We start from the raw sequence: 20,581 nt of genomic DNA, 5'->3' as shown, positions 1-20,581 counted from the left end.
GCAACGGTGCGGCTGTAGCTCAGAGCGCCAGGTAAAACGGCCCCAGCAGCTCCCGAAACTGCGCCGAATACGTGTCGCCAGTAGCTTCGTACAAAGCCAGCTCGGCCGCCTGAGCTGAACCGGTACGGCGGGTAAAGGCCGTGATGTGGCGCAGCGGCTTGCTGCCAGGGCGGTGCCGAACTATCAGCCGGGAAGCGGGGGAGAGGCCCAGCAAGGCAGCAGCCCGCTCGAAGTGCTGCATTTCGGGTGGGGGCAGCAGCACGGTGAGGCGGCCTTCGGGCGTGAGGTAGTCGGCGGCGAAGCGGGCCAGTTCGGCGAAGGGCAGGGTGTCGGGGGCGGTGTGGCGGGCGGTGGTGCGGCCCGAATCGGGGGAGCGGAGGGAATGGCGGAAGAAGGGCGGGTTGCAGAGAATATGGTCGAAAGGAGCAGGACCGGTAGCGGCGAACTGCGCCAAAGACTGCGCGTGTAGGGCGAGGCGCGCGGCCCAGGGGCTGGCCCGGAAGTTGGCCGCCGCCTGCGCAGCGGCAGCCTCATCTACCTCCACCGCTTCAACGCGGGCCAGCGGGTTGCGCTGAGCGGCCATCAAGGCCAGCAGGCCGGTGCCCGTGCCCACGTCCAGGATGCGCCGCGCTTCGGCCACGTCGGCCACCGCGCCTAGCACGCAGGCATCGGTGCACACCTTCATGGCGCACTCGCCCTGCTCTACTCGGAACTGCTTGAACTGAAAGTAAGAGTTGGGCACTGCGTACAGGAAGAAGCGTATCGGCCCGCAAAACCAAGATGAAGGCCGGGCGCTACGCTGGTTGGGTGGAAGACTTCCTGGCGGAGCCTAGCCGCAAAATAAGTGTGTGCAGGGGGGATTCGACCAGATAGTACAACCCGATAGAAAGCACCCAGGCCAGTACGCAATACGCCAAAATAGCCCAGAACAACGGCACATGACTTTTGAAGAATGGCAGCACTAGGTTAGGAAGCATGCCCATGTGCAAAAGATAGAAAGCATAAGAGCTTTTGCCCAGGACCTGCGCCGGCTGGGTGCTGAGCAGATGCTGCAGTAGCCCGCCGGGCTGAGTGGCGAGGCCGTGCAGCAGCAGGCCGGTTCCCCAAGGAAGCAGCCAGTTGTTGACTGCCACGCCCCACAGGCTCTCAATACTGACCGTCAACTGCAGGAAAAGCTTGACAACCACCAGCACCAGCAAGACGGCGCCCAGCGTAGCCAGTCCCAGCCGGGTAGCGTGGGGCACCCGGGCGGGCAGGAGGCGCGCAAACGCGGCCCCAATCAGAAACTCGGCGCTCCGGCCCAGAAAAGTGCCCACCAGCACAAACCGCGGAGTTTCCAGAACGCCAAACTCCGCTACAAAGTAGCTCAGCACAAGCCCCAGACCGGCCAGATACACGACGCAAAGCACCCAGATGGCTATTGTGTACCGCTGCGCCAGAACGAAGAGAAGCGGGATAAGCAAGTAAAAGCTTTCCTCCACCGCCAACGACCAGCTAGGGCTGATGCCCGTGAGATACAGCCCCTCGGAAAAGCCTTTCAGCAGGGTGATATTGGCAACAAAATGACGCTGCCAAGTGGCTTCCTTCATGCCGGTTTGCGTCGGGTCGAGCAGGAAGTACGCAACGGTAAGCAGGAAAAAAAGCGGGTAGATGCGCGCAAACCGCCGCAGGTAGAAAGTGCTAAATTCCTGCCGGGTAGCCGGGCTTTGGTCGAAGTAGCGGCGGCAAAGCAGATAGCCGCTGAGCGTAAAGAAAATAGAGACGCCAATGTGAAACTCGCTGATGAAAGCCAGTACAACCTGGCCGGGCCGGGTGGTAGCCGGCGCCAACTCAGTTCGATAGTGGAAAATAAAGACAAGGAAAGCTGCCAGGGCGCGCAGGCCCGTAAGGGCCGGCGCATACGTTTTTGTAGTGGGCATATAAGCAAGTGGTAGAACGGTAGGCAACGGGCCATGCGGCGCGGGGCTGACGTGCAATTTCACGTCAGCCCCGTTTGGCTTCAATCAGCTCGTAGCCTTCATCCATGAGCAGCTGGCCTTGGGTGGCGCTCCAGACGGCCAGCTGGTCGCACCGCTCGTTTTCGGGGTGGCCGTTGTGGCCGCGCACCCACCGAAACTGCACGGTGCGCTGCTTGTACACTTTCAAAAAGCGCCGCCACAGGTCCTCGTTGGCCTTTTTGCCAAAGTCGGGCTTCTGGGCCCAGCCGAACACCCAGCGCTTCTCCACGGCGTCCACCACGTAGCGCGAATCGGTGACGACGGTAATGGGCAGCTCGGGGCGGGTAATGGCTTCCAGGCCCACAATCACGGCCAGCAGCTCCATGCGGTTGTTGGTGGTGAGGCGGAAGCCCTGGGTCAGCTCCTTTTCGTGCTGACCAAACCGCAGAATGGCCCCGTAGCCCCCCGGCCCCGGATTGCCCCGCGAAGAGCCGTCGGTGAATAGGTAGATCATTGAGTCTTGGGGGCTTAGGGTCTTGGGGGCTTGGGGTCTTGGTTGACGTTCTGACCACATCCATCTGTAATAGAACGTCAACCAAGACCCCAAGCCCCCAAGACCCTAAGTCCCTAAAAATTACTTTTAAACAGTTTGATGGCAATGGCCAGCAGAATCACGCCGAACACGCGGCGCAGGATGTCTTCGCCGGCTTTGCCGAGTTTGCGCTCAATCCAGGCCGAGCTTTTCAGCACCAGGTACACAAACACCAGGTTGAACAGGATGCCCGCCAGCACGTTGGGCAACTGGTAGGCCGCCCGCAACGACAGGAGCGTGGTCATGGTGCCGGCCCCCACGATGAGCGGAAACGCCAGCGGCACAATGGAGCCCGTAGCCGCCAGCGGATTGTGCTTGAACAGCTCCACGCCCAGAATCATTTCCATGCCAATGAGGAAGATGATGATGGCCCCGGCCAGGGCAAACGACTGAAAATCAACCCCGAACAGTGACAAGATGCTCTGCCCCAGAAACAGAAAGGCAATCATCAGCGCCCCCGCCACCAGCGTGGCTTTCTCGGAGTTAATCTTGCCCTCCCGCTGCCGAATCTGGATGATAATTGGGATGGAACCCAAAATATCAATAATGGCAAACAGCGTGAGCGTGACGGAGGCTATTTCCTTGAAGCTAAACACGGACCGCAGATGAGAACGGATGGACAACGGATGAAAACGGATGAGGACCGCGGATGCTGACGGATAAATAGGCGGATAAACCGGATTGTAGAGTAGAGTTCCGGTTTTATCCGTTCTATCCATTTTTTCATCCGTCGTCATCTGTGGTCAGGAGAACTCCCGGGCGAAGAACTGAACGAGCTGCTCGAAGGCGGCGTCGGGGATGGCGGGGAAGTTGGCGATGCGCAGGCTGGTGGGCTTCCAGGAGCCGTAGCCGCTGCCGAGTTGCAGGCCCTGGGCCAGGGCGCGGCGCTTCACTTCGTCGATAAGCGGGGCCGGGGCTTGCAGTCCGATAACCGTGGTGGAGCGGGTTTCGGGGTTCTGCACCAGGGGCCTGAGCTGGGTGGCCTGGTCGAAGTAGTCGTACAGCTTGGTGGCGCGGTCCTGCACGTGCTGGTGCACGGCCTTGATGGCGGGCCGGTCGTGCAACATGCGGCTCAGCAGGTAGATGCCCAGCACGTTGGGCGTGTGGGTGGTCTGGAAGTTGAGCATCTTCTCGTACTGCGCCGTGAGCGAGTTGTAGTGGGCCCGCTCGTTGAGGCGCCGGGCCCGCTCCAGGGCCCGCGGCGAGAGCAGCATCACCGACAGCCCGGCCGGCAGCCCGAAGCACTTCTGCACCGAGGCGTACCAGATGTCGGCCTTGATGTACTTAAGCTGAATGCCGGCCAGCGACGAGGTAGCATCCACGGCCAGCAGCGCATTGCCGGGCAGGCGGTTGTAGAGGTTTAGCACCACGCCGTCGCGGAGCTGGGTGGCGTTGCTGGTTTCGTTCTGGGTGATGCACACCAGGTCGGTTTGCTCGTCAAGGCCCGGCAGGTGGTGGGCGTCGGGCACCTCGTCGAGGCCGAAGCGCAGGCCGGTGGTAGCGGGCCGCAGGGCCTTGGCGTAGTCGAACCATTTTTCGCCGAAGGCCCCGCTGTAGAGGTGAAAGCTCTTGGTGGGCGTGAGGCTCTGGGTCAGCACCTCCCAGCACTCCGTGGCCGAGCTCATGAAGAACACGGTGTAGTCCTGGGGCACGTTGAGCTTGTTTTTCAGCTCGGCCACAGTCTGGCGCATGAGCTGGACAAACCGCTCCCCGCGGTGCGGGGCCGACAGCCACCCTTCGTCAAAGGCATCCTGCAGGTACTGCCGCACCTGCGGGTACACCTGCGAAGGGCCGGGATTGAATGTATACATAGGTGCGAAAGTCAAACGTGAAGAAGCGCAAAGGTAGGAGGGGAGGAGGTGATGGGGTGACAGGTGACAGGTGACAGGTGACAAGTGACAGGTGACAAGTAGACCGTCATGCTGAGCGGAGCCGAAGCATCTCTACCGCTTCGTCCGCACGATTGAGGTTAGCCCGCGGTAGAGATGCTTCGACTGCGCTCAGCAGGACGACCTCACTTGTCACCTGTCACTTGTCACCTGTCACCCCATCACCTCACACCTTAAATCCCACTCGTTTCGGACGCAAGCCGTCGAAGTAGTGCAAGGCCAGCTTGTAGCTTTCTAGCTTGAAGCCGCTGATGCTGCCGACGCAGTGGCGGCCGAGCAGGCTTTTCTGGCGGAACTCCTCGCGGGCGTGCAGGTTGCTCAGGTGCACCTCCACCACGGGCGTGCTGATGGCGGCTACGGCATCGGCCAGGGCCACGCTGGTGTGGGTGTAGGCCCCGGCGTTGAGCACGATGCCGTGGTAACTGAAGCCCACCTCGTGCAGCTTGTCGAGCAGCTCGCCTTCATGGTTGCTTTGGAAGTATTCCAGCTCGAACTGCGGAAACGCCTCGCGCAGCTCCGGCAGGTAGTCCTCGAAGGAGCGGGTGCCGTAGATGCCCGGCTCGCGCCGCCCGAGCAAGTTGAGGTTGGGGCCGTTGAGGAGGAGGATGTGCATGAAGTAGGGACTTAGGGTCTTGGGGTCTTGGGGTCTTAGAAACCTGAGTAGGAGTAAAGGTAATAGGCGCTCCTGACCGCAGCAGGACGGCCCGTATCTTCGCGAATTATCTTTTTCTTTTGCAATGGGCACGTGTAGGAATCTAAGTTCCGAAGTCCCCAATTCCCTACTACTATGTCCACCTGGCCCGTTACCATCAGGCAGTTTGAAGGGTACCTTCAGCTGGAAAAGTCTCTTTCGGCGAATTCGGTGGAGGCCTACGTGCGCGACGTGCACAAGCTGCGGCAGTACCTGGAGCTGGAGAAGCTGCCGGCCTCGCCCCAGCAGGTCACCACCCGCATCCTGCGCGACTTCCTGGCCTGGCTCGGCGGGCTGGGCATGTCGGCCACCTCGCAGGCGCGCACCTTGTCGGGCATCAAGGCCTTCTACCGCTTCCTCATCATGGAAGACCTGCTCACGCTGGACCCCACCGACACGCTGGACGCGCCCAAAATCGGCCGCAAGCTGCCCGATACGCTCAGCTACCCGGAAATCGAGCAGCTGCTCGGCGCCATCGACCTGAGCACCCCGGAAGGCACCCGCAACCGGGCCATTCTGGAGGTGCTCTACAGCTCCGGGCTGCGGGTGAGCGAGCTGTCGGACCTGCGCCTGTCCAATCTCTACGCCGACCAGGGCTTTGTGCGCGTCACGGGCAAGGGTAACAAGGAGCGCCTCGTGCCCATCGGCCGCGACGCGCTGAAACACCTGGGCTTTTACCTGCAAGGCGTGCGCGCCCACCTCGACATCAAGCCCGGCCACGAAGACACCGTGTTTCTGAACAAGAGCGGCTCCCGCCTTTCGCGCGTGTCGGTGTTCACCATCATCAAAGCCGCCGCCGAGCGGGCCGGCATTCAAAAGAGCATCAGCCCGCACACGTTTCGCCATTCCTTCGCCACCCACCTCATCGAAGGCGGCGCCGACCTGCGGGCCGTGCAGGAAATGCTGGGTCACGAAAGCATCACCACCACCGAAATCTACACCCACCTCGACCGGGACTACCTGCGCCAGGTCATCACCGAGTTTCACCCGCGGAGCTGAGGTGGTTTTAGTAATGAAGTGAAGAGGTGATGGGGTAATGAAGTGACAGGTGAGGTCGTCATGCTGAGCGCAGCCGGAGGCGAAGTCGAAGGATCTCTCCCGCTGCGTCTGCACGATTGAGGTTAGCCAGCGGGAGAGATGCTTCGGCAAGCTCAGCATGACGGTTCTTCTTACCTGTCACTTGTCACCTCTTCACCTCTTCACCTCCTCACGAAAACCACCACCTACTTTTGCGGCATGGCTGAATCTTTTCAGAACGCCGCCCGGTGGCTGCGCCGCCCGGTAGTAGTGGCCGTGCTGGTGCTGCTGGGGCTGAGCTTGGTGTACGCGGGGCAGCCCTACATCCTCATCGACGACAACCTGGATACGGAACTGGCCATACCGTACGCGCTGGTGCAGGACGGGGTGGCCCTGGACTACCGCCCCACGGCCGAGGTGGAGCGCCTGATGAACGGGCTGCCCCGCAACGCGCTGCGGCCGGGGGTGCAGCCGCTGGTGGGGCTGATGGCCGTACTGGAGCCGCTGCCGGCCTACCTGCTGCACGAGTTGCTGGTGCGCCTGCTGGGGCTGCTGGGCCTGTACCGCCTGCTGCGCCGTTACGGCCTGCCCGACCCCGAGCACCGGGCCCTGTGCGCGGGGCTGGCCCTGGCCTGGGCCGTGCTGCCGGCTTACACGGTGTATGGGGCCTCCCTGCTGGGGCAGCCTTGGGTGGCGCTGGCCCTACTTAATCTGCGCCGCGGCCCCGGCCGGTGGCCCGACTGGCTGACACTAGTGCTGTTTCCGGTGTGGTCGAGCTTGGTGCTGGCGGGGGCGTTTGTGGTAGCCGGAGCCGGGGCCGCCCTGGCCTGGGACGCCTGGCGCCGGGGCCGCGTGGCGTGGCGGGCGGTGCTGGGGCTGGCCGTGCTGAGCGGGTCATATCTGGTGGTAGAGTTTCCGCTGGTGTACTCGGTGCTGCTGGGGCGGCAGCTGGTGCCCCACCGCCTGGAGTTCGACTACGCCCGCTTGGCCCGGCCGGGCGTGGGGGTGGGGCTGCGCAGCGCGGCCCAATACTTTCTGCTGGGCCAGTACCATAGCAGCTTGTTTGCGCGAGTGGTGCCGCTGGCGGCGGTAGGGCTGGCCTGGAGTTATGCGCCGCTGGCCCGGCGGCCCCGACTGGTGTGGCAGCTGGCTGCCTTGCTGGGCGTGCTGGCAGGGCTGGCCTTGTTCTGCGGCTTCTACCCGCAGCTGATAGGAGCCGTGCAGCGCTACGTGCCCGCGCTGGGCGCCTTCAACCTGTCCCGGTTTCATTTTCTGACCCCGCTGCTGTGGTTTGGGGTGCTGGTGCTAAGTCTGCGCTTTGTGCCATCGGGCCGGTTGCGCTGGGCTTTGGTGGCGGCCCAAGTGGTGGTGGGCCTGGGCATGAACACCGAATGGACACGCAATGCCCTGCGCCTGCTGGGCCGCTTGCCCGCTCAGGAGCCCACCTACGCCGCTTACGTGGCCCCGGAGCTGTTTGCCCACATCCGCCACGACCTGGCCCGGCGCACCGGGCAGGCGCCGGCCGATTACCGCGTGGCCTGCCTGGGCCTGCCGCCGGCCGTGGCCACACTCAATGGCTTTTACACCCTCGACGCCTACGTCAACAACTACCCCCTGGCCTACAAGCATCAGTTTCGCCCCATCATTGCCGAAGAGCTGGCCAAGAGCCCGGAGCTGCAAAGCTACTTCGACGCCTGGGGCAACCGGTGCTACCTGTTCTCGGCGGAGCTGGGCAAGAATTTCCGGGTAGGAGGGAAGCCGGTGCGCACCATTCAGGAATTTCGCTTCAACGCTGCCGCTTTTCGGGCCCTGGGTGGGCGCTACGTGCTGTCGGCGGCCCGCCTGGCCCGGCCCGAAAGCAGCGGCTTGCAGCTGGTGAGAGAGTACGTAGCGCCTTCGGCGTTCTGGCACGTGTGGGTGTATGAGGTAGGGGCGCGTCGCACGCGCCCGTGACGCTGAGGCGCCAGAGGTGAGGTTCTGCCAGAACGTACCCCTCTCTTAGAGAGGAGGGGCCGGGGGCGGAGTGCCAAACAACTATCCCCCATTTATTCATTTACTCATCTGCTCATCCACTCATCCCTAAAATGCCTAGATTTGGTGCTTTGGCGTGCGAGAATGGCAAAAAATACCTACAGGCAACAACCCACTGCGGCTCCCGGCCGCACCAATGAGCCGCGGCAGCCGGCCGAGCCCCGCGCGGCTCGCAACCAGCCGCGTCCGGCGGCCCCGGAGCCGGCCCGCGAAAACCAGCGCCGCGAGGCCCGCGGCAGCGCCGGCCCCAAGGCGCCGCGCAAGCCCCTGAAGCTGCCCACCTTCAACGTACGCGGCCTGTTTGGCTTCGTGCGCGACCGGCGCTTTCAGCTTTTCCTGGGCTTTTTCTTTCTGCTCGGGTCTATCTACCTGACCATTGCCTTCATCTCCTTCCTGTTCACGGGCCACGCCGACCAGAGCGTGGTCGAAACCCTGGACCAGACGCCGGTGAAGGAAGCCGGGCAGGAGTCGGGCAACTGGCTGGGGCTGGTGGGCGCCTGGCTGGCCCAGCTGCTGATTTACCGGGGCTTTGGGGTGGCGGCCTTTGCCGTCATTCCCATCGTCTTCTTCCTGGGCTACAAGATTGTGTTCCGGCGGGCCGGCGTGTCGTTTACCTACGTGCTGGCCCTGTGCCTGTTTACCATGCTCTGGCTGAGCGTGTTGCTGGGCTACGTGGTGCTCACCATTCAGAGCCCCGACGTAGACCCAGCCCTGGCCCACAGCCTCGACTTCCTGTGCGGGGGCGTGGGCTACGAAACCGCCTCCTGGCTCGACAGCCTCATTGGGTGGGGGACGGTGCTGCTGCTGGCCTTCCTGCTGATTTCCTTCGTGGTGTTCTTCTTCAACGTCACCAGCCTCAACCTCAGCCTGCGCCGCAGCGCTGGAGATGAGGAAGACGACGAAGCCACCGCCCCCGACGGCCACGACCTCTACGGCCGCACCGGCCTGGGCGTCAACCACGCCGCCGACCCCACGGCCTCGCTGGAAGAAGAGGACGAAGAGGATTCTCTGGGCATCACGCTAAAGCGCGTAGGTCCGCTGGCTGGCCGGCCGGCCGCCCTGGCGGAAGAAGAGGAAGCTGCCGAAGCTCCCGCGCCGCTGCGCACGGGCCCGGTAGCCTCGTCTTCTCCCGCGTTCAGCATCACCAACGATGTGCCCAGCGCCGCCCCGGCCGTTGCTGCCGCTTCGGCTACGGTAGCGGCGGGCGGCCTGGCTGGCTCGGCGCTGCCCCTGGCGCCGGCCGCCGCCCTGGCCGCAGCCGCGGCGCCCAGCGGCCCCAGCTTCTCCATTGAAATGCCCGCCCCCGAAGTAGCGCCCGCACCGCCGGCGGCTACACCGCGCGTGCCCACGCCCTTGTCCTTAGCCGATTTGGCGGATGGGCCGGCTCCGCTGCCGGCGGCGCCCCTAGTGGCTCCAATGGCGCCGGCTGCTGCCGGCTTGTCGTTTGAGGTGGAGGATACCACTTCTTCGGCCACGCCGCACGAACTGGACCCGGCCGCGGGTGCCGACATGGCCGTTATTGCCGAGGAGGACGAGGACGACGAGGTGATGCCCACCGGCGAGTACGACCCCACCCTCGACCTGCCCCGCTACCAGTACCCCACGCTGGAACTGCTCAACGACTACGGCCTGGCCAAGGCCCAGGTAACCAAGGAGGAGCTGGAAGCCAACAAGGACCGGATTGTGGAGACGCTGGGCCACTACGGCATCAACATTGCCTCCATCAAGGCCACCATCGGCCCCACGGTCACGCTCTACGAAATCGTGCCCGACGCTGGGGTGCGCATCTCCAAAATCAAGAGCCTGGAAGACGACATTGCCTTGAGTCTGGCAGCCCTGGGTATCCGCATCATTGCGCCTATTCCGGGCAAGGGCACCATCGGTATCGAGGTGCCCAACACCAAGAAGGAAATGGTGAGCATCCGCTCGGTGTTCAACACCGACAAGTTCATCGGCACCGAAATGGACCTGCCCATTGCCTTCGGACGCACCATCACCAACGAGGTGTTTGTGGCCGACCTGGCCAAGATGCCCCACCTGCTAATGGCCGGAGCTACGGGCCAGGGCAAGTCGGTGGGGCTGAACGTGATTCTGGCTTCCCTGCTCTACAAACGCCACCCCAGCCAGCTCAAATTTGTGCTCGTCGACCCCAAAAAGGTGGAATTGAGCATCTTCAACAAGATTGAGCGCCACTTCCTGGCCAAGCTGCCCGAGTCCGACGAGCCCATCATCACCGACACCAAGAAGGTAGTGAACACCCTGAACTCGCTGTGCATGGAGATGGACCGGCGCTACGACCTGCTCAAGGATGCCGGCTGCCGCAACCTCAAGGAGTACAACCGCAAGTTTGTGGAGCGCCGCCTCAACCCCAAGAAGGGCCACCGCTACATGCCCTTCATTGTGCTGGTGATTGACGAGCTGGCCGACCTGATGATGACGGCCGGCAAGGAGGTCGAGACGCCCATTGCCCGCCTGGCCCAGCTGGCCCGCGCCATTGGCATTCACCTGATTGTGGCCACCCAGCGCCCCTCGGTAAACGTGATTACCGGCATTATCAAAGCCAACTTTCCCTGCCGCATCTCCTTTAAGGTGACCAGCAAAATCGACTCGCGCACCATTCTGGACACCGGCGGGGCCGACCAGCTCGTGGGCCAGGGCGACATGCTGTTCTCGGCCGGCTCCGACCTCATCCGGGTGCAGTGCGCCTTCATCGACACGCCCGAGGTGGACCGCCTCTGCGACTTCGTGGGCGAGCAGCAGGGCTACCCCAATGCCTACGAGCTGCCCGAAGTGCCCGGCGAATCGGGCAGCGGCTCCGGCGACCCGGACGACTTCGACCCTTCCGACCGGGACTCCATGTTTGAGGAAGCCGCCCGCGTCATTGTGCTGCACCAGCAGGGCAGTACCTCCCTGATCCAGCGCAAGCTCAAGCTGGGCTACAACCGCGCCGGCCGCCTAATCGACCAGTTGGAACACGCCGGTATCGTGGGGCCGTTTGAAGGCAGCAAGGCCCGCGAAGTGCTGATTCCCGACGAATACAGTTTGGAACAGTTGTTGAACAACCTACCGAAATAGAAGTGAGTACAGAGAAGCGAGAGGTGAGACTTTCGTTCAAGCAAAGTTGTCTTCAAACAAAATCTCACTTCTCAGGTCTCAGTACTCACCTCTCCCAATCCACCTTTCCTTTTGCAATGAAGAAGTTTCTCGCCCTGTTTGCGTTTTCCGTTTTCCTGGCCTCCGCGGCCACGGCGCAGCAGGACCCCAAGGCCGGCAAGATTCTGGACGAAATGAGCGCCAAGTATCAAGCCATGAAGGCCTTCAAAGCGACGTTTACCCAAACCCTCGAAAACGATGCCGCCAAGGTGAAAGAAAATATCACCGGCGACATTACCGTGAGCGGGCAGAAGTTCCGCCTCAAGCTCAGCGGCCAGGAAGTCATCAACAACGGCCAGACCATGTGGACCTACATGAAGGCCGAAAACGAGGTGAACATCTCCGACTACGAGCCCGAGGACCAGGAAATCTCGCCTTCCCAGATTTACACCCTCTACAAGAAAGGCTATAAGTACGCCTACGTGCAGGAAGCCAAGGAAAACGGCGTGCCGGTGGACGTTATCGAGCTTTCGCCCGAGGACCGCTCCAACCCCGTGTACAAGGTGCGCCTGAAAGTGAGCAAGGCCGATAAGTCGGTGAAAAGCTGGCAGATGTTCAAGAAGAACGGCAACCGCTACACCTACAAAATCAGCAAGTTCCAGCCCAATGTACCCGTGGACGCCACCACCTTCACCTTCGACAAAAGCAAGTACAAAGGCGTGAAGGTGATTGACCTGCGCTGATTTGATTGTCTTGACACAAACGCCCACCTCAGCTACAACTGGGGCGGGCGTTTCTGTGTGTGTAGACGGGCCGAATAATGACGCACAGCCTGTCATTCCGAGCGGAGCGAGGAATCTGGGTTAGTCTGTATTGAGCAACCCAGATTCCTCGCTCCGCTCGGAATGACAGGCTCCGTTAAGTTCTTAGCAAACGCCCACACCGCCCCGCGAAGTGGAGCTTCGCGTTACAGAAAAGTCTATCTTACCCACCTTATCTATCTACTTCTATGCAGGAAGATTTTCTACACTATGTGTGGCAGCATCAATATTTCGATAAAACTGATTTACAAACCGAGGACGGCCAGCCCATTACCGTGCTGCGCCCCGGCCACCGCAACCCCGACGCCGGCCCCGATTTCCTGAATGCCCGCCTGCGCCTGGGCGAAGTGGAGTGGAACGGGGCCGTGGAAATCCACCTGCGCGCCTCCGACTGGCACCGCCACCGGCACCAGCACGACCCCAAGTACGACCAGGTAATCCTGCACGTGGTGCACACCGCCGACCAGCCCGTGCAGCGCACCAATGCCACCGAAATTCCGGCTCTGGCCCTGGCCGGGCGCCTGGCCCCGGAGCTGCTGGCTGCGTACCAGCGCCTGCGGGAGCAGCCTGCCGAAGCCCTGCTGCCCTGCGCCCCGCTGCTGCCTCAGGTGCCCATGCTCACGCGCGCCATGATGACGGGCCGCACCCTGCTGGAGCGCGTGGAGCAAAAAGCTGCCGTGGTAGCGGGCCTGCACCAGCAGCTGGCCCACGACTGGGAAGCTACGGCTTACCACGCGCTGGCGGCAGGCTTCGGCTTTCAGAAAAACAATGAGCCCCTGGCCCGCCTGGCGCGGGCCCTGCCGCTAGCCCTGCTGCGCCGCCACCGCCACGACGCCCGCCAGCTGGAGGCGCTGGTGTTCGGGCAGGCCGGCTTTCTGGAAGAGGACCCTGCTACCGAGCACGACCTGTACGTGCAGGGTCTGCGGGAGGAATTTGCGTTTCTGCGCCACAAGTACAACCTGGCCGGTACCGCCCTCCTGCGCCACGACTGGAACTTCCTGCGCCTGCGCCCGGCCAACTTCCCCACCGTGCGCCTGGCCCAGCTGGCCGCCCTGCTCCACGCCCGCCCGGCTCTGTTCGACGCCCTGCTCACGGCCCGCGACGTGCGCGCGTTGGAGGGGTTCTTCGCTGCGCCGGTTTCTGCGTACTGGCGCCAGCACTACCAGCCGGGCAAGCCGGGCCGGGTGCCGGCCCTGGGCAAAAGCAGCGTGCACCTGCTCATTATCAACGTGGTGGTGCCGCTGCGGGCTGCCTATGGCCGCCACCTCGGCAACCCCGAGCTGGTGGAAGACGCTGTTAGCCTGCTGGAGCAGCTGCCCGCCGAGCACAACCACCTCACCGACGCCTACCAGGCTGCCGGCTTCGAGCACCGTTCCGCCGCCGATTCGCAGGGGCTGCTGGCCCTGCACCGGGGCTACTGCGCCCCGCGCCGCTGCGTGCAGTGTAGCATCGGCAGCCATATCTTGCAGCGCAGCTAGGGTTCCAACCTTCTCCCGGCTGCTCTACTCGGTTTGCTACACCCTCTGCTTGCCTTGGTTTTGAATGCAGTGCTGGTGCTGGCCCTGCGGCGCTGGCTGCGCCGGGTGCGGCCGTTGCCGGGCGTTGGGCACTGGGTGCTGCCTACGCTTGTGCTCAAGGCCGCCGTAACGGCGCTGTCGGTGGTGCTGCTGAGCGAGGATGCCCGCTATTTTCTGGTGTGGTCGGGGCGCATGACCGAGCAGCTCTGGCAGGACCCCGGCGCCTGGCTGCGGATGCTACCTGCCGACGAGTTTCACCATGGACGCTGGCACTTGGTGTTCCACGGCTACTCCAACACGTTTTTTCTGCTCAAGGTACTGTCCGCTGTGAATCTGGCTTCGGCCGGTAATGCCCTGCTCACGGCCGGGTACTTGTCGTTGGCCAACTTTGTGGCCGCCTGGGAGCTGGTGCGGCAGTTGCGGCGGCGCTGGCCCCAGGCACCGGCCGGGGCCGGAGTAGTAGCCCTGCTGCTGTGGCCAACGGTGCTGTACTGGACGTCGGGCCTTACCAAGGAAAGCCTGCTGGTGGCTAGTGGCTACGTGGTGCTGGCCTTGGTGCTGCGCCTGGGGTACGGGCCCGCGCCGGTCCGGCCGGGGCTGGTGCTGCCTCTGCTGCTCGCGGCGGCCGTGCTGCACTTCAAGATGCGCTATTTCCTGGCCATCGTACTGCTGGGGGCGCTGGCGGGGCTGGGGCTGGTGCGGGCGGTGCAGGCCCTGGGCGTGGCCCGCTGGCGCTGGGGACAGGCCGTGGTGCTGCTCGGGTTTCTGGCGGCCAGCGCCTGGGCGGCCAGTGAGGTAAGCCCGGTGTTTCGGGCCAACAAGTTCACCTCCCAACTGCTACGCAACTACTCCGAGTTGGTAGCCTCGTCACGGGGCCGGCCGCACCTGGAGTACCCGGCGCTGGCGCCCACCGCGGCCAGTGCCCTGCAACACGCCCCGCAAGCCGCCGCCAACACCCTCGCGCGACCCTGGCCCTGGGAGGGGCGCGGGCTCTACACAGTGGCCGGGCTGGAAAACCTGCTGCTGCTGGCCGTACTCGGCGTGGCCGTGGTGGCTACCGTACGCGGCCGGCCTGGCCACTTGCCGTTTGCCCTGGTGTTGGCCCTGCTACTCTACTGCCTGGTTGTAGCCGCCCTGCTCGGCCTCACCACCCCCAACCTGGGCACTCTCAACCGCTACCGGGTTTCTTTCCTGCCTTTTCTGCTCCTGCTCCTGCTCCTGCTCCAAAACGATTACGCCGCCCGTTTCCTGCGGCGGCTGGAGAGGTGATGAAGTGACAGGTGACAAGTAAGCAGGAACGTCATGCTCCATCTAGCGTCCGCTTGCCGAAGCATCTCTACCGCTTCGTTGCGGATACCTGCTTTGAAGCTAACGATTGAGTTAGCCCGCAGTAGAGATGCTTCGACTTCGCCTTCGACTTCGCTCAGCAAGATGGTCCACTTGTCACCTGTCACCTGTCACCTCATCGCCTCATCATCTCATCACCTCATTCCCAAACCAGAACCCTTATCTTTGCAGTCTTCTAAAAACAACCATCCCGGCCGTACTGCGGCCGTTTTTTCATAGCATGGAAAACCCTGTAATCATCCTCGGCGCCCAAGCCGTGGGCACGGCTGCCCTCGACGCCTTTCAGAGCAACGACGTGGTGGTGTACTGCCTGCTCGACGACAACGCCCAGCTGCAAAACACCGAGCTGAACGACGTGCCCGTGATGGGCAACACCGACGATAAAGAGCTGCTGAAGCTGCTGGGCAAGAAGTGCGAGGTATTCGTAGCTACCGAAGACACAGCCAGCCGCCGCAGCCTCACTGGCATGCTCCGCGACGAGTACGAGGTGGCCCCGGTCAATGCCATCCATCACCGCGCCAGCGTGTCGGCGCACGCCTGGCTGGGCCACGGCAACCTCATCGGGCCCAACGCCGTGGTGGCCGGCACCGCCCGGCTCGGCGACGGCTGCATCTTGGGCGCCAACTCGGTAGTGGACGTGAAGGCCGAAGTCGGCGACTACGCCCAGCTCGGCGCCGGGGCCATCCTCAACGCCGAAGTGCAAGTAGGCGAGCTGGCCTTCATTGGCGCCGGGGCCGTGGTGGTGGCCGGCGTTAAAATCGGCGCCAAAGCCCGCGTCGGAGCCGGCTCCGTAGTGGTAGCCGACGTGCCCGCCGGCCAAACCGTGTTCGGCAACCCCGCTCAGAAAGTTTAATTTTTAGACATGAGAATGTGAGAGGTGAGAAGTGAGACTCTGTTCTAGTAGCCAAACGTCAGCACGAAAGTCTCACCTCTCACTTCTCACTGTCTCACCTCTACAATATGGACTACCTCGTTCTGCTGTATTACTGCTACACGCCCATTGCTGACCCAGAGGCGTTTCGGGAGGAGCACCACCGGCTGTGCCTGCGCCTGAACCTGCTGGGCCGCATTATCGTGGCGGGGGAGGGGCTGAACGGTACCGTGTCGGGCCGCCGCGCCGATTGTGAGGAGTATATGCGTGTGGTGAAGGCTGATTCTCGCTTCGTGGCTCTCGAATTCAAGGTGGAAGAAGCCCCGGCCCATACCTTCCAGAAACTACACGTGCGCGTGAAGCCCGAAATCGTGCACGTGGGCCTGCCCCACGTGAAGCCCTACGAGCGGACCGGCACCCACCTCTCGCCCCAGGAGTTTCGCCAGCTGAAAGATCAGCCCGATGTGGTAGTGCTCGACGTGCGCTCCGACTACGAGCACCGCCTGGGCCGCTTCAAAAATGCCGTAACCCTGGACATCGAGAACTTTCGCGAGTTTCCGGACAAAGTGCAGGAGCTGGAGCAGTACCGCGGCAAGAAAATCCTGACCTACTGTACCGGCGGCATCAAGTGCGAAAAGGCTTCGGCCTTCCTGTTAGAACAAGGTTTTGAGGATGTGTACCAGCTGCACGGCGGCATCATTAAGTACGGGCTGGAAGCGGGCGGTGAGGACTTTGAGGGCAAATGCTACGTGTTCGACGGGCGCGTGGCCGTGGACGTGAACCGCGTTAACCCCACCGTCATCAGCTACTGCCACCACTGCCACACGCCCAGTAGCCGGATGGTAAACTGCGCCAACCCGCACTGCAACGCCCACGTACCCCTGTGCGAAGCCTGCGGCCAGCAGCTGGACGGGGCCTGCTCCACCACCTGCCAGCAGCACCCTGATAAGCGCCCCTACGACGGCACCGGCACCTACCCCAAAAACAGCAACCACTACAACCCCGAGCAGGGCCTGCTGTCGTACCGGGCCCCAGCCCGGTAGTTTAGAAGTTAAAGAGGTAGAAAGTTAGAAAGTTGAAAAGGGTGGTTCTGGAACAGTAATAGCTCCGGGACCGTCCTTTTCAACTTTCTCCCTTTCAACTTCTCAACTTCCAAACTTCTCAACTTTCTAACTCGACCCCTATGTCCATTGCCCACTCTGAGCTGATTTTGAACCCGGACGGCAGCGTGTACCACCTCAACCTGCTGCCCGACCACATTTCCGAAACCATTATCACGGTGGGCGACCCGGAGCGGGTGGCCTTGGTCAGCCAGCATTTCGACTCCATCGAAACCCAGCTCCACAAGCGCGAGTTTGTGACCCACGTGGGTTACTACCGGGGCAAGCGCCTGACCGTCATCAGCACCGGCATCGGCACCGACAACGTGGACATCGTGCTCAATGAGCTGGACGCGCTGGTGAACGTGGACTTTGTGACCCGCGAGGCCCGGCCGCTGGAGGAGCGCATCAACCTGCGCATCGTGCGGGTGGGCACCAGCGGCGCTTTGCAGCCCGACATTCCGGTGGGCAGCCACCTCGTCACGGAGCACGGCGTGGGTATGGACTCGCTGATGCAGTTCTACCCGCTGGTCGAAACCGGTCTGGAAGTGGACGTGACGCGCGGCATCCAGCAAAGCTTGCAGCTCGACTACCGCCCGTACTGCGTGCGCGGCTCCGACCTGCTGCGCGAGCAGCTGGGCTTCGATATGGTGCCGGGCAACACGCTCACCTGCCCCGGCTTCTACGGTCCCCAGGGCCGGGTGCTCCGCCTCGACCTGCGCCTGCCCCACATGATGACTCAACTCCAGCAGTTCCGCCACCACAGCGCCGAAGGCGAGTTCCGCCTCACCAACTTTGAGATGGAAACTGCCGGCTACTACGCCCTGGGCCGCATGCTGGGCCACGAGGTCGTGTCGCTGAATGCCATTGTAGCCAACCGCGCCACCGGCGAGTTTGCCAACAACGCCGATGAAATTATGAGCAGCCTGATTCAGAAGACCCTGGAGCGGCTGTAAACCACAGATTGTGCAGATTACAAGGATTACCCAGATTCCGTAGGTGGTTCCCGCACAAGTGTACGTCTGTTAAAGCAAAGGGCCACCCCACATTGGGGTGGCCCTTTGCTTTGGCGGACTAATCTGGCATACTAGTCCGCGAAATCCACTTAATCTGCACAATCTGTGATTAATAGAAGTCGAAGCTGAGCACTGCCTTGAGGGGCAGGGCAATGCCGGACTTCAGCGTCAGGTATTCCTCGTGCGCGGCCCACACCGTGGTATACACCCGCTTAATGCTGCCGTCGGCGGTTTGGAAGTAAATGTCCAGCTTGCCGTGGTAGGCGTTGCCGAGGGTGGTAGCCCGCTCGGCCTCCCAGCGGCGGCGCTTAATGGCTTCGGGGTCGGTCAGTACGTCGTCGGGGGCGAAGCGCAGCTGCGGAATCAGTTCCTTCTCCACCAACTCAACGGCGGAATCCGGGAGGTGCAACTCGGTGAGCATGGCAAGTAGGGCTAAGGTGGACGTATAGTGTTTAACTAGTGAGTCCCTGAAAAAGTGTTGAGAAGCCCCCAAAAAATTATCGGTTGTTTACCTCGGTATAAAAATGCCCGCCCGGCCAAGCTGCTTCAACAGCTCAACCGGGCGGGGGGGCAGGCTCAGGGGGTACAGATGTTACGAGAAAACATCGTCTTAGTAAAAGTCAATGCCGAGCACGCAGCGCAGGGGTAGCGCAGCTCCCGATTTAAGCGTCAGATAGTCGGCATCACTGGCCCACACGGTGGTTTGCACGCGCTTGGTGGCTCCACCGTCAACCTGAAAGTAGATATCGACCTTGCCGTGGTAGGCGTTGCCGAGAGTAGTGGCCCGTTCTGCTTCCCAGCGGCGGCGCTGCCGCTCAGCAGTTGTGGCAAGCACGTCGGCGGCGGCAAAACGCAGGGCTAGCAGGTCTTCTTTGGCGACAGTTTCAAAAGCTTCGGCTGTTGACGGTAGCGGTAGCATGGTGGGTGAGAAGAGGTGAAAACGTGGAGAGAAGAATTCTTCACAATGTTCAATTCTCTGCTAAAAAATGCAACCCCTTTGGTCGAGTAAAACCACCGGTTCACCGAGACGCCGCTACGGCAGCTCCGCCAGAAACAGCATAGTGTCCACACCGTCGGCGTAGTCGGCCACACCGGGGCTTTGGGCCCGCCCCAGCGGGAAGCTGCCGGGGTACAGGCCGCCCGCCGACACCAGGCACTGCGTTTGGGCGGCCACGTCGGTGAGCTGGTCGGCCAGGTCTACCTCGTGGGCGTAGGTGCCGTAATGCACCACCGAAATAGCCGACACCAGCCGGGGGCTTTCCGTGAGCAGCAGGAAGCCTGAGTCGAGGTGGGGCACGCGGTTGACCAGCAGCAGGCTCTTGTTGTAGTCGTAGTTGTTCTGGTAGCGGTTGTGGTTCAGCACGTGGTGCCAGGGCTGCAAGGAGTCGAGCAAGGGCGTGAAGTCGTAGCCCTGAGGCACGTAGAGCTTGCTCACATTGCGGCAGCCCAGGCCGTAGTAGCGAAAGATGTCTTCGCCCAGCAGGCCCAGGTCGTGGTTGGTTTCCTGGCCGGTTAGCACGGCCAGGCTGGTGCGGTTGCGGCGGATGATGTGGGGCTTCTTGCCGAAGTAGTACTCGAAGTAGCGGGCTGTGTTGTCGGAGCCGGTGGCAATAAAGGCATCGGCGGCGTTGAGGCGCTCCACAAACTGCAGGCGTTCGGCAAACCGGGGCTCCAGGCCCAGCAACTCATCGGCCACCCAGCGCATAAGCAGGGTGTCGTCCTGGCTGAGCTTGGCCAGCAGGTGGTGGCCCGAGAGCAGCACGCACAGCAAGTCGTGGAAGCCCACCAGCGGAATGTTGCCGGCCATGACCACGCCTACCTGCCGGGGCGTTTCGGGCTCGGCGGGGTAGTGGGCAGCCCAGCGCCGCAAGGGTTCCTCGGCCAGCATAGCCGCCACACCTTGAATGGCGGCCGTTACGTTGGGCCGGTCAAACCAGGGGTTCTGGTTGCGGGCCCGCGCCGCCAGAGTGGTGAGTTCGTCGTCGGGGAGCTGGCTCAGGCGCTGGCCCAGGGCCACGAAGGCCGCCAGACGGTCGGAGTGCGTCATATATTCAAGGAAAAACAAAAGGCAGAAGGCAAAATTACGGAAGAGTGTACGGCTAATTTCTAATTTTGCCCACCGGCATCCTGCTTGCCGGCCGCTGCGTACAGAAGGCAGCATCCTATTTTTTCTACTTACCTAAGACAACTGAAGGCTATGGCCATCATGATAACCGACGAGTGCATCAACTGTGGTGCCTGCGAACCAGAATGCCCCAACACCGCCATCTACGAAGGCGGCGCGCAGTGGCGCTGGGCCGACGGCACCCGGCTGACGCAAGTAGAAGTGGACGGCGGCCAGGTGGTGTCCGGCACTTCCCCCCAAACCCCGATTTCTGACGAGTACTACTACATCGTATCCGATAAGTGCACCGAGTGCGTGGGCTTCCACGAAGAACCCCAGTGCGCCGCCGTGTGCCCCGTCGACTGCTGCGTAGATGACCCCGACTACCGCGAGTCGCAGGAGAAGCTGCTGAGCAAAAAGCAGTGGCTGCACCAGGAGGCCTAAACCACGGATTCGGGCGGATTTTTCTGATTGGTCGGATTTTGTGGGCGGCACCTTATCGAGCCGTTGGCACGTGAAAGCCTCACCTCCGGGTGAGGCTTTTTTGTGAAATGT

Annotated in this window: 19 protein-coding genes; 10 read left to right on the top strand and 9 right to left on the bottom strand. The window is 62.4% G+C overall.

What is annotated here, in order from left to right:
• Nucleotides 1-19 precede the first annotated feature (19 nt).
• From OIS53_RS05670 to aroQ, 6 genes are all read right to left on the bottom strand, one after another.
• Nucleotides 20-742, bottom strand: coding sequence for a tRNA1(Val) (adenine(37)-N6)-methyltransferase (locus OIS53_RS05670; RefSeq protein WP_264681427.1), 723 nt, complete (start codon nt 740-742; stop codon nt 20-22).
• Between the two features lie 52 nt (nt 743-794).
• The gene (locus OIS53_RS05665; protein WP_264681426.1) at nt 795-1,919 is read right to left on the bottom strand and encodes an acyltransferase family protein; all 1,125 of its coding nucleotides are present in this window, start codon (nt 1,917-1,919) and stop codon (nt 795-797) included.
• A gap of 64 nt (nt 1,920-1,983) precedes the next feature.
• Nucleotides 1,984-2,451: a ribonuclease HI gene (rnhA, locus tag OIS53_RS05660; protein ID WP_264681425.1), complete on the bottom strand. Its 468-nt coding sequence runs from the start codon at nt 2,449-2,451 to the stop codon at nt 1,984-1,986.
• 113 nt (nt 2,452-2,564) lie between these two features.
• Nucleotides 2,565-3,125 carry a MarC family protein gene (locus tag OIS53_RS05655; RefSeq protein WP_264682307.1) on the bottom strand — a complete coding sequence of 187 codons (561 nt, stop codon included), beginning with the start codon at nt 3,123-3,125 and terminating at the stop codon, nt 2,565-2,567.
• Nucleotides 3,126-3,272: 147 nt separating this feature from the next.
• Nucleotides 3,273-4,340, bottom strand: a complete 1,068-nt coding sequence (locus OIS53_RS05650; RefSeq protein WP_264681424.1) for an aminotransferase class V-fold PLP-dependent enzyme — start codon at nt 4,338-4,340, stop codon at nt 3,273-3,275.
• Between the two features lie 244 nt (nt 4,341-4,584).
• Nucleotides 4,585-5,031, bottom strand: coding sequence for a type II 3-dehydroquinate dehydratase (gene aroQ, locus OIS53_RS05645; RefSeq protein WP_264681423.1), 447 nt, complete (start codon nt 5,029-5,031; stop codon nt 4,585-4,587).
• A gap of 174 nt (nt 5,032-5,205) precedes the next feature.
• Here aroQ and xerD point away from each other — a divergent pair, with 174 nt between their 5' ends.
• The 9 genes from xerD to OIS53_RS05600 all read left to right on the top strand — a co-directional run bounded on the left by xerD (nt 5,206) and on the right by OIS53_RS05600 (nt 17,862).
• On the top strand, nt 5,206-6,108 hold the full coding sequence (gene xerD, locus OIS53_RS05640) for a site-specific tyrosine recombinase XerD (protein WP_264681422.1): 903 nt from the start codon (nt 5,206-5,208) through the stop codon (nt 6,106-6,108).
• Between the two features lie 237 nt (nt 6,109-6,345).
• Nucleotides 6,346-8,079 (top strand): DUF6044 family protein, encoded by a 1,734-nt coding sequence (locus OIS53_RS05635; protein WP_264681421.1) that lies wholly within the window; start codon nt 6,346-6,348, stop codon nt 8,077-8,079.
• A gap of 162 nt (nt 8,080-8,241) precedes the next feature.
• On the top strand, nt 8,242-11,232 hold the full coding sequence (locus tag OIS53_RS05630; RefSeq protein ID WP_264681420.1) for an FtsK/SpoIIIE family DNA translocase: 2,991 nt from the start codon (nt 8,242-8,244) through the stop codon (nt 11,230-11,232).
• Nucleotides 11,233-11,348: 116 nt separating this feature from the next.
• A complete protein-coding gene (locus tag OIS53_RS05625) occupies nt 11,349-11,993 on the top strand; it encodes a LolA family protein (RefSeq protein WP_264681419.1) in 645 nt (214 codons plus the stop codon).
• Between the two features lie 266 nt (nt 11,994-12,259).
• Nucleotides 12,260-13,549, top strand: a complete 1,290-nt coding sequence (locus OIS53_RS05620; RefSeq protein WP_264681418.1) for a DUF2851 family protein — start codon at nt 12,260-12,262, stop codon at nt 13,547-13,549.
• 54 nt (nt 13,550-13,603) lie between these two features.
• Complete coding sequence (locus OIS53_RS05615; RefSeq protein ID WP_264681417.1) at nt 13,604-14,857, top strand: hypothetical protein; 1,254 nt, start codon at nt 13,604-13,606, stop codon at nt 14,855-14,857.
• Nucleotides 14,858-15,155: 298 nt separating this feature from the next.
• A complete protein-coding gene (locus tag OIS53_RS05610) occupies nt 15,156-15,788 on the top strand; it encodes a NeuD/PglB/VioB family sugar acetyltransferase (protein WP_264681416.1) in 633 nt (210 codons plus the stop codon).
• A gap of 107 nt (nt 15,789-15,895) precedes the next feature.
• Nucleotides 15,896-16,849, top strand: a complete 954-nt coding sequence (trhO, locus tag OIS53_RS05605) for an oxygen-dependent tRNA uridine(34) hydroxylase TrhO (RefSeq protein WP_264681415.1) — start codon at nt 15,896-15,898, stop codon at nt 16,847-16,849.
• Between the two features lie 140 nt (nt 16,850-16,989).
• Entirely contained in the window at nt 16,990-17,862 is an 873-nt protein-coding gene (locus OIS53_RS05600; RefSeq protein ID WP_264681414.1) for a nucleoside phosphorylase, read from the top strand.
• Nucleotides 17,863-18,031: 169 nt separating this feature from the next.
• Here the strand turns inward: OIS53_RS05600 and OIS53_RS05595 are convergent, their stop codons facing one another.
• The 3 genes from OIS53_RS05595 to OIS53_RS05585 all read right to left on the bottom strand — a co-directional run bounded on the left by OIS53_RS05595 (nt 18,032) and on the right by OIS53_RS05585 (nt 19,969).
• Nucleotides 18,032-18,343, bottom strand: a complete 312-nt coding sequence (locus tag OIS53_RS05595; RefSeq protein ID WP_264681413.1) for a hypothetical protein — start codon at nt 18,341-18,343, stop codon at nt 18,032-18,034.
• Between the two features lie 189 nt (nt 18,344-18,532).
• Complete coding sequence (locus OIS53_RS05590) at nt 18,533-18,841, bottom strand: hypothetical protein (protein WP_264681412.1); 309 nt, start codon at nt 18,839-18,841, stop codon at nt 18,533-18,535.
• Between the two features lie 114 nt (nt 18,842-18,955).
• The gene (locus tag OIS53_RS05585; RefSeq protein ID WP_264681411.1) at nt 18,956-19,969 is read right to left on the bottom strand and encodes an acyl-CoA reductase; all 1,014 of its coding nucleotides are present in this window, start codon (nt 19,967-19,969) and stop codon (nt 18,956-18,958) included.
• A gap of 150 nt (nt 19,970-20,119) precedes the next feature.
• Here OIS53_RS05585 and OIS53_RS05580 point away from each other — a divergent pair, with 150 nt between their 5' ends.
• On the top strand, nt 20,120-20,470 hold the full coding sequence (locus OIS53_RS05580; protein WP_264681410.1) for a 4Fe-4S dicluster domain-containing protein: 351 nt from the start codon (nt 20,120-20,122) through the stop codon (nt 20,468-20,470).
• The last annotated feature ends 111 nt before the right edge of the window (nt 20,471-20,581 follow it).

Source organism: Hymenobacter sp. YIM 151500-1 (assembly GCF_025979885.1).
In the GTDB taxonomy this organism is placed as follows: Bacteria; Bacteroidota; Bacteroidia; order Cytophagales; family Hymenobacteraceae; genus Hymenobacter.
This window is presented reverse-complemented; position numbering and strand designations above follow the sequence as displayed.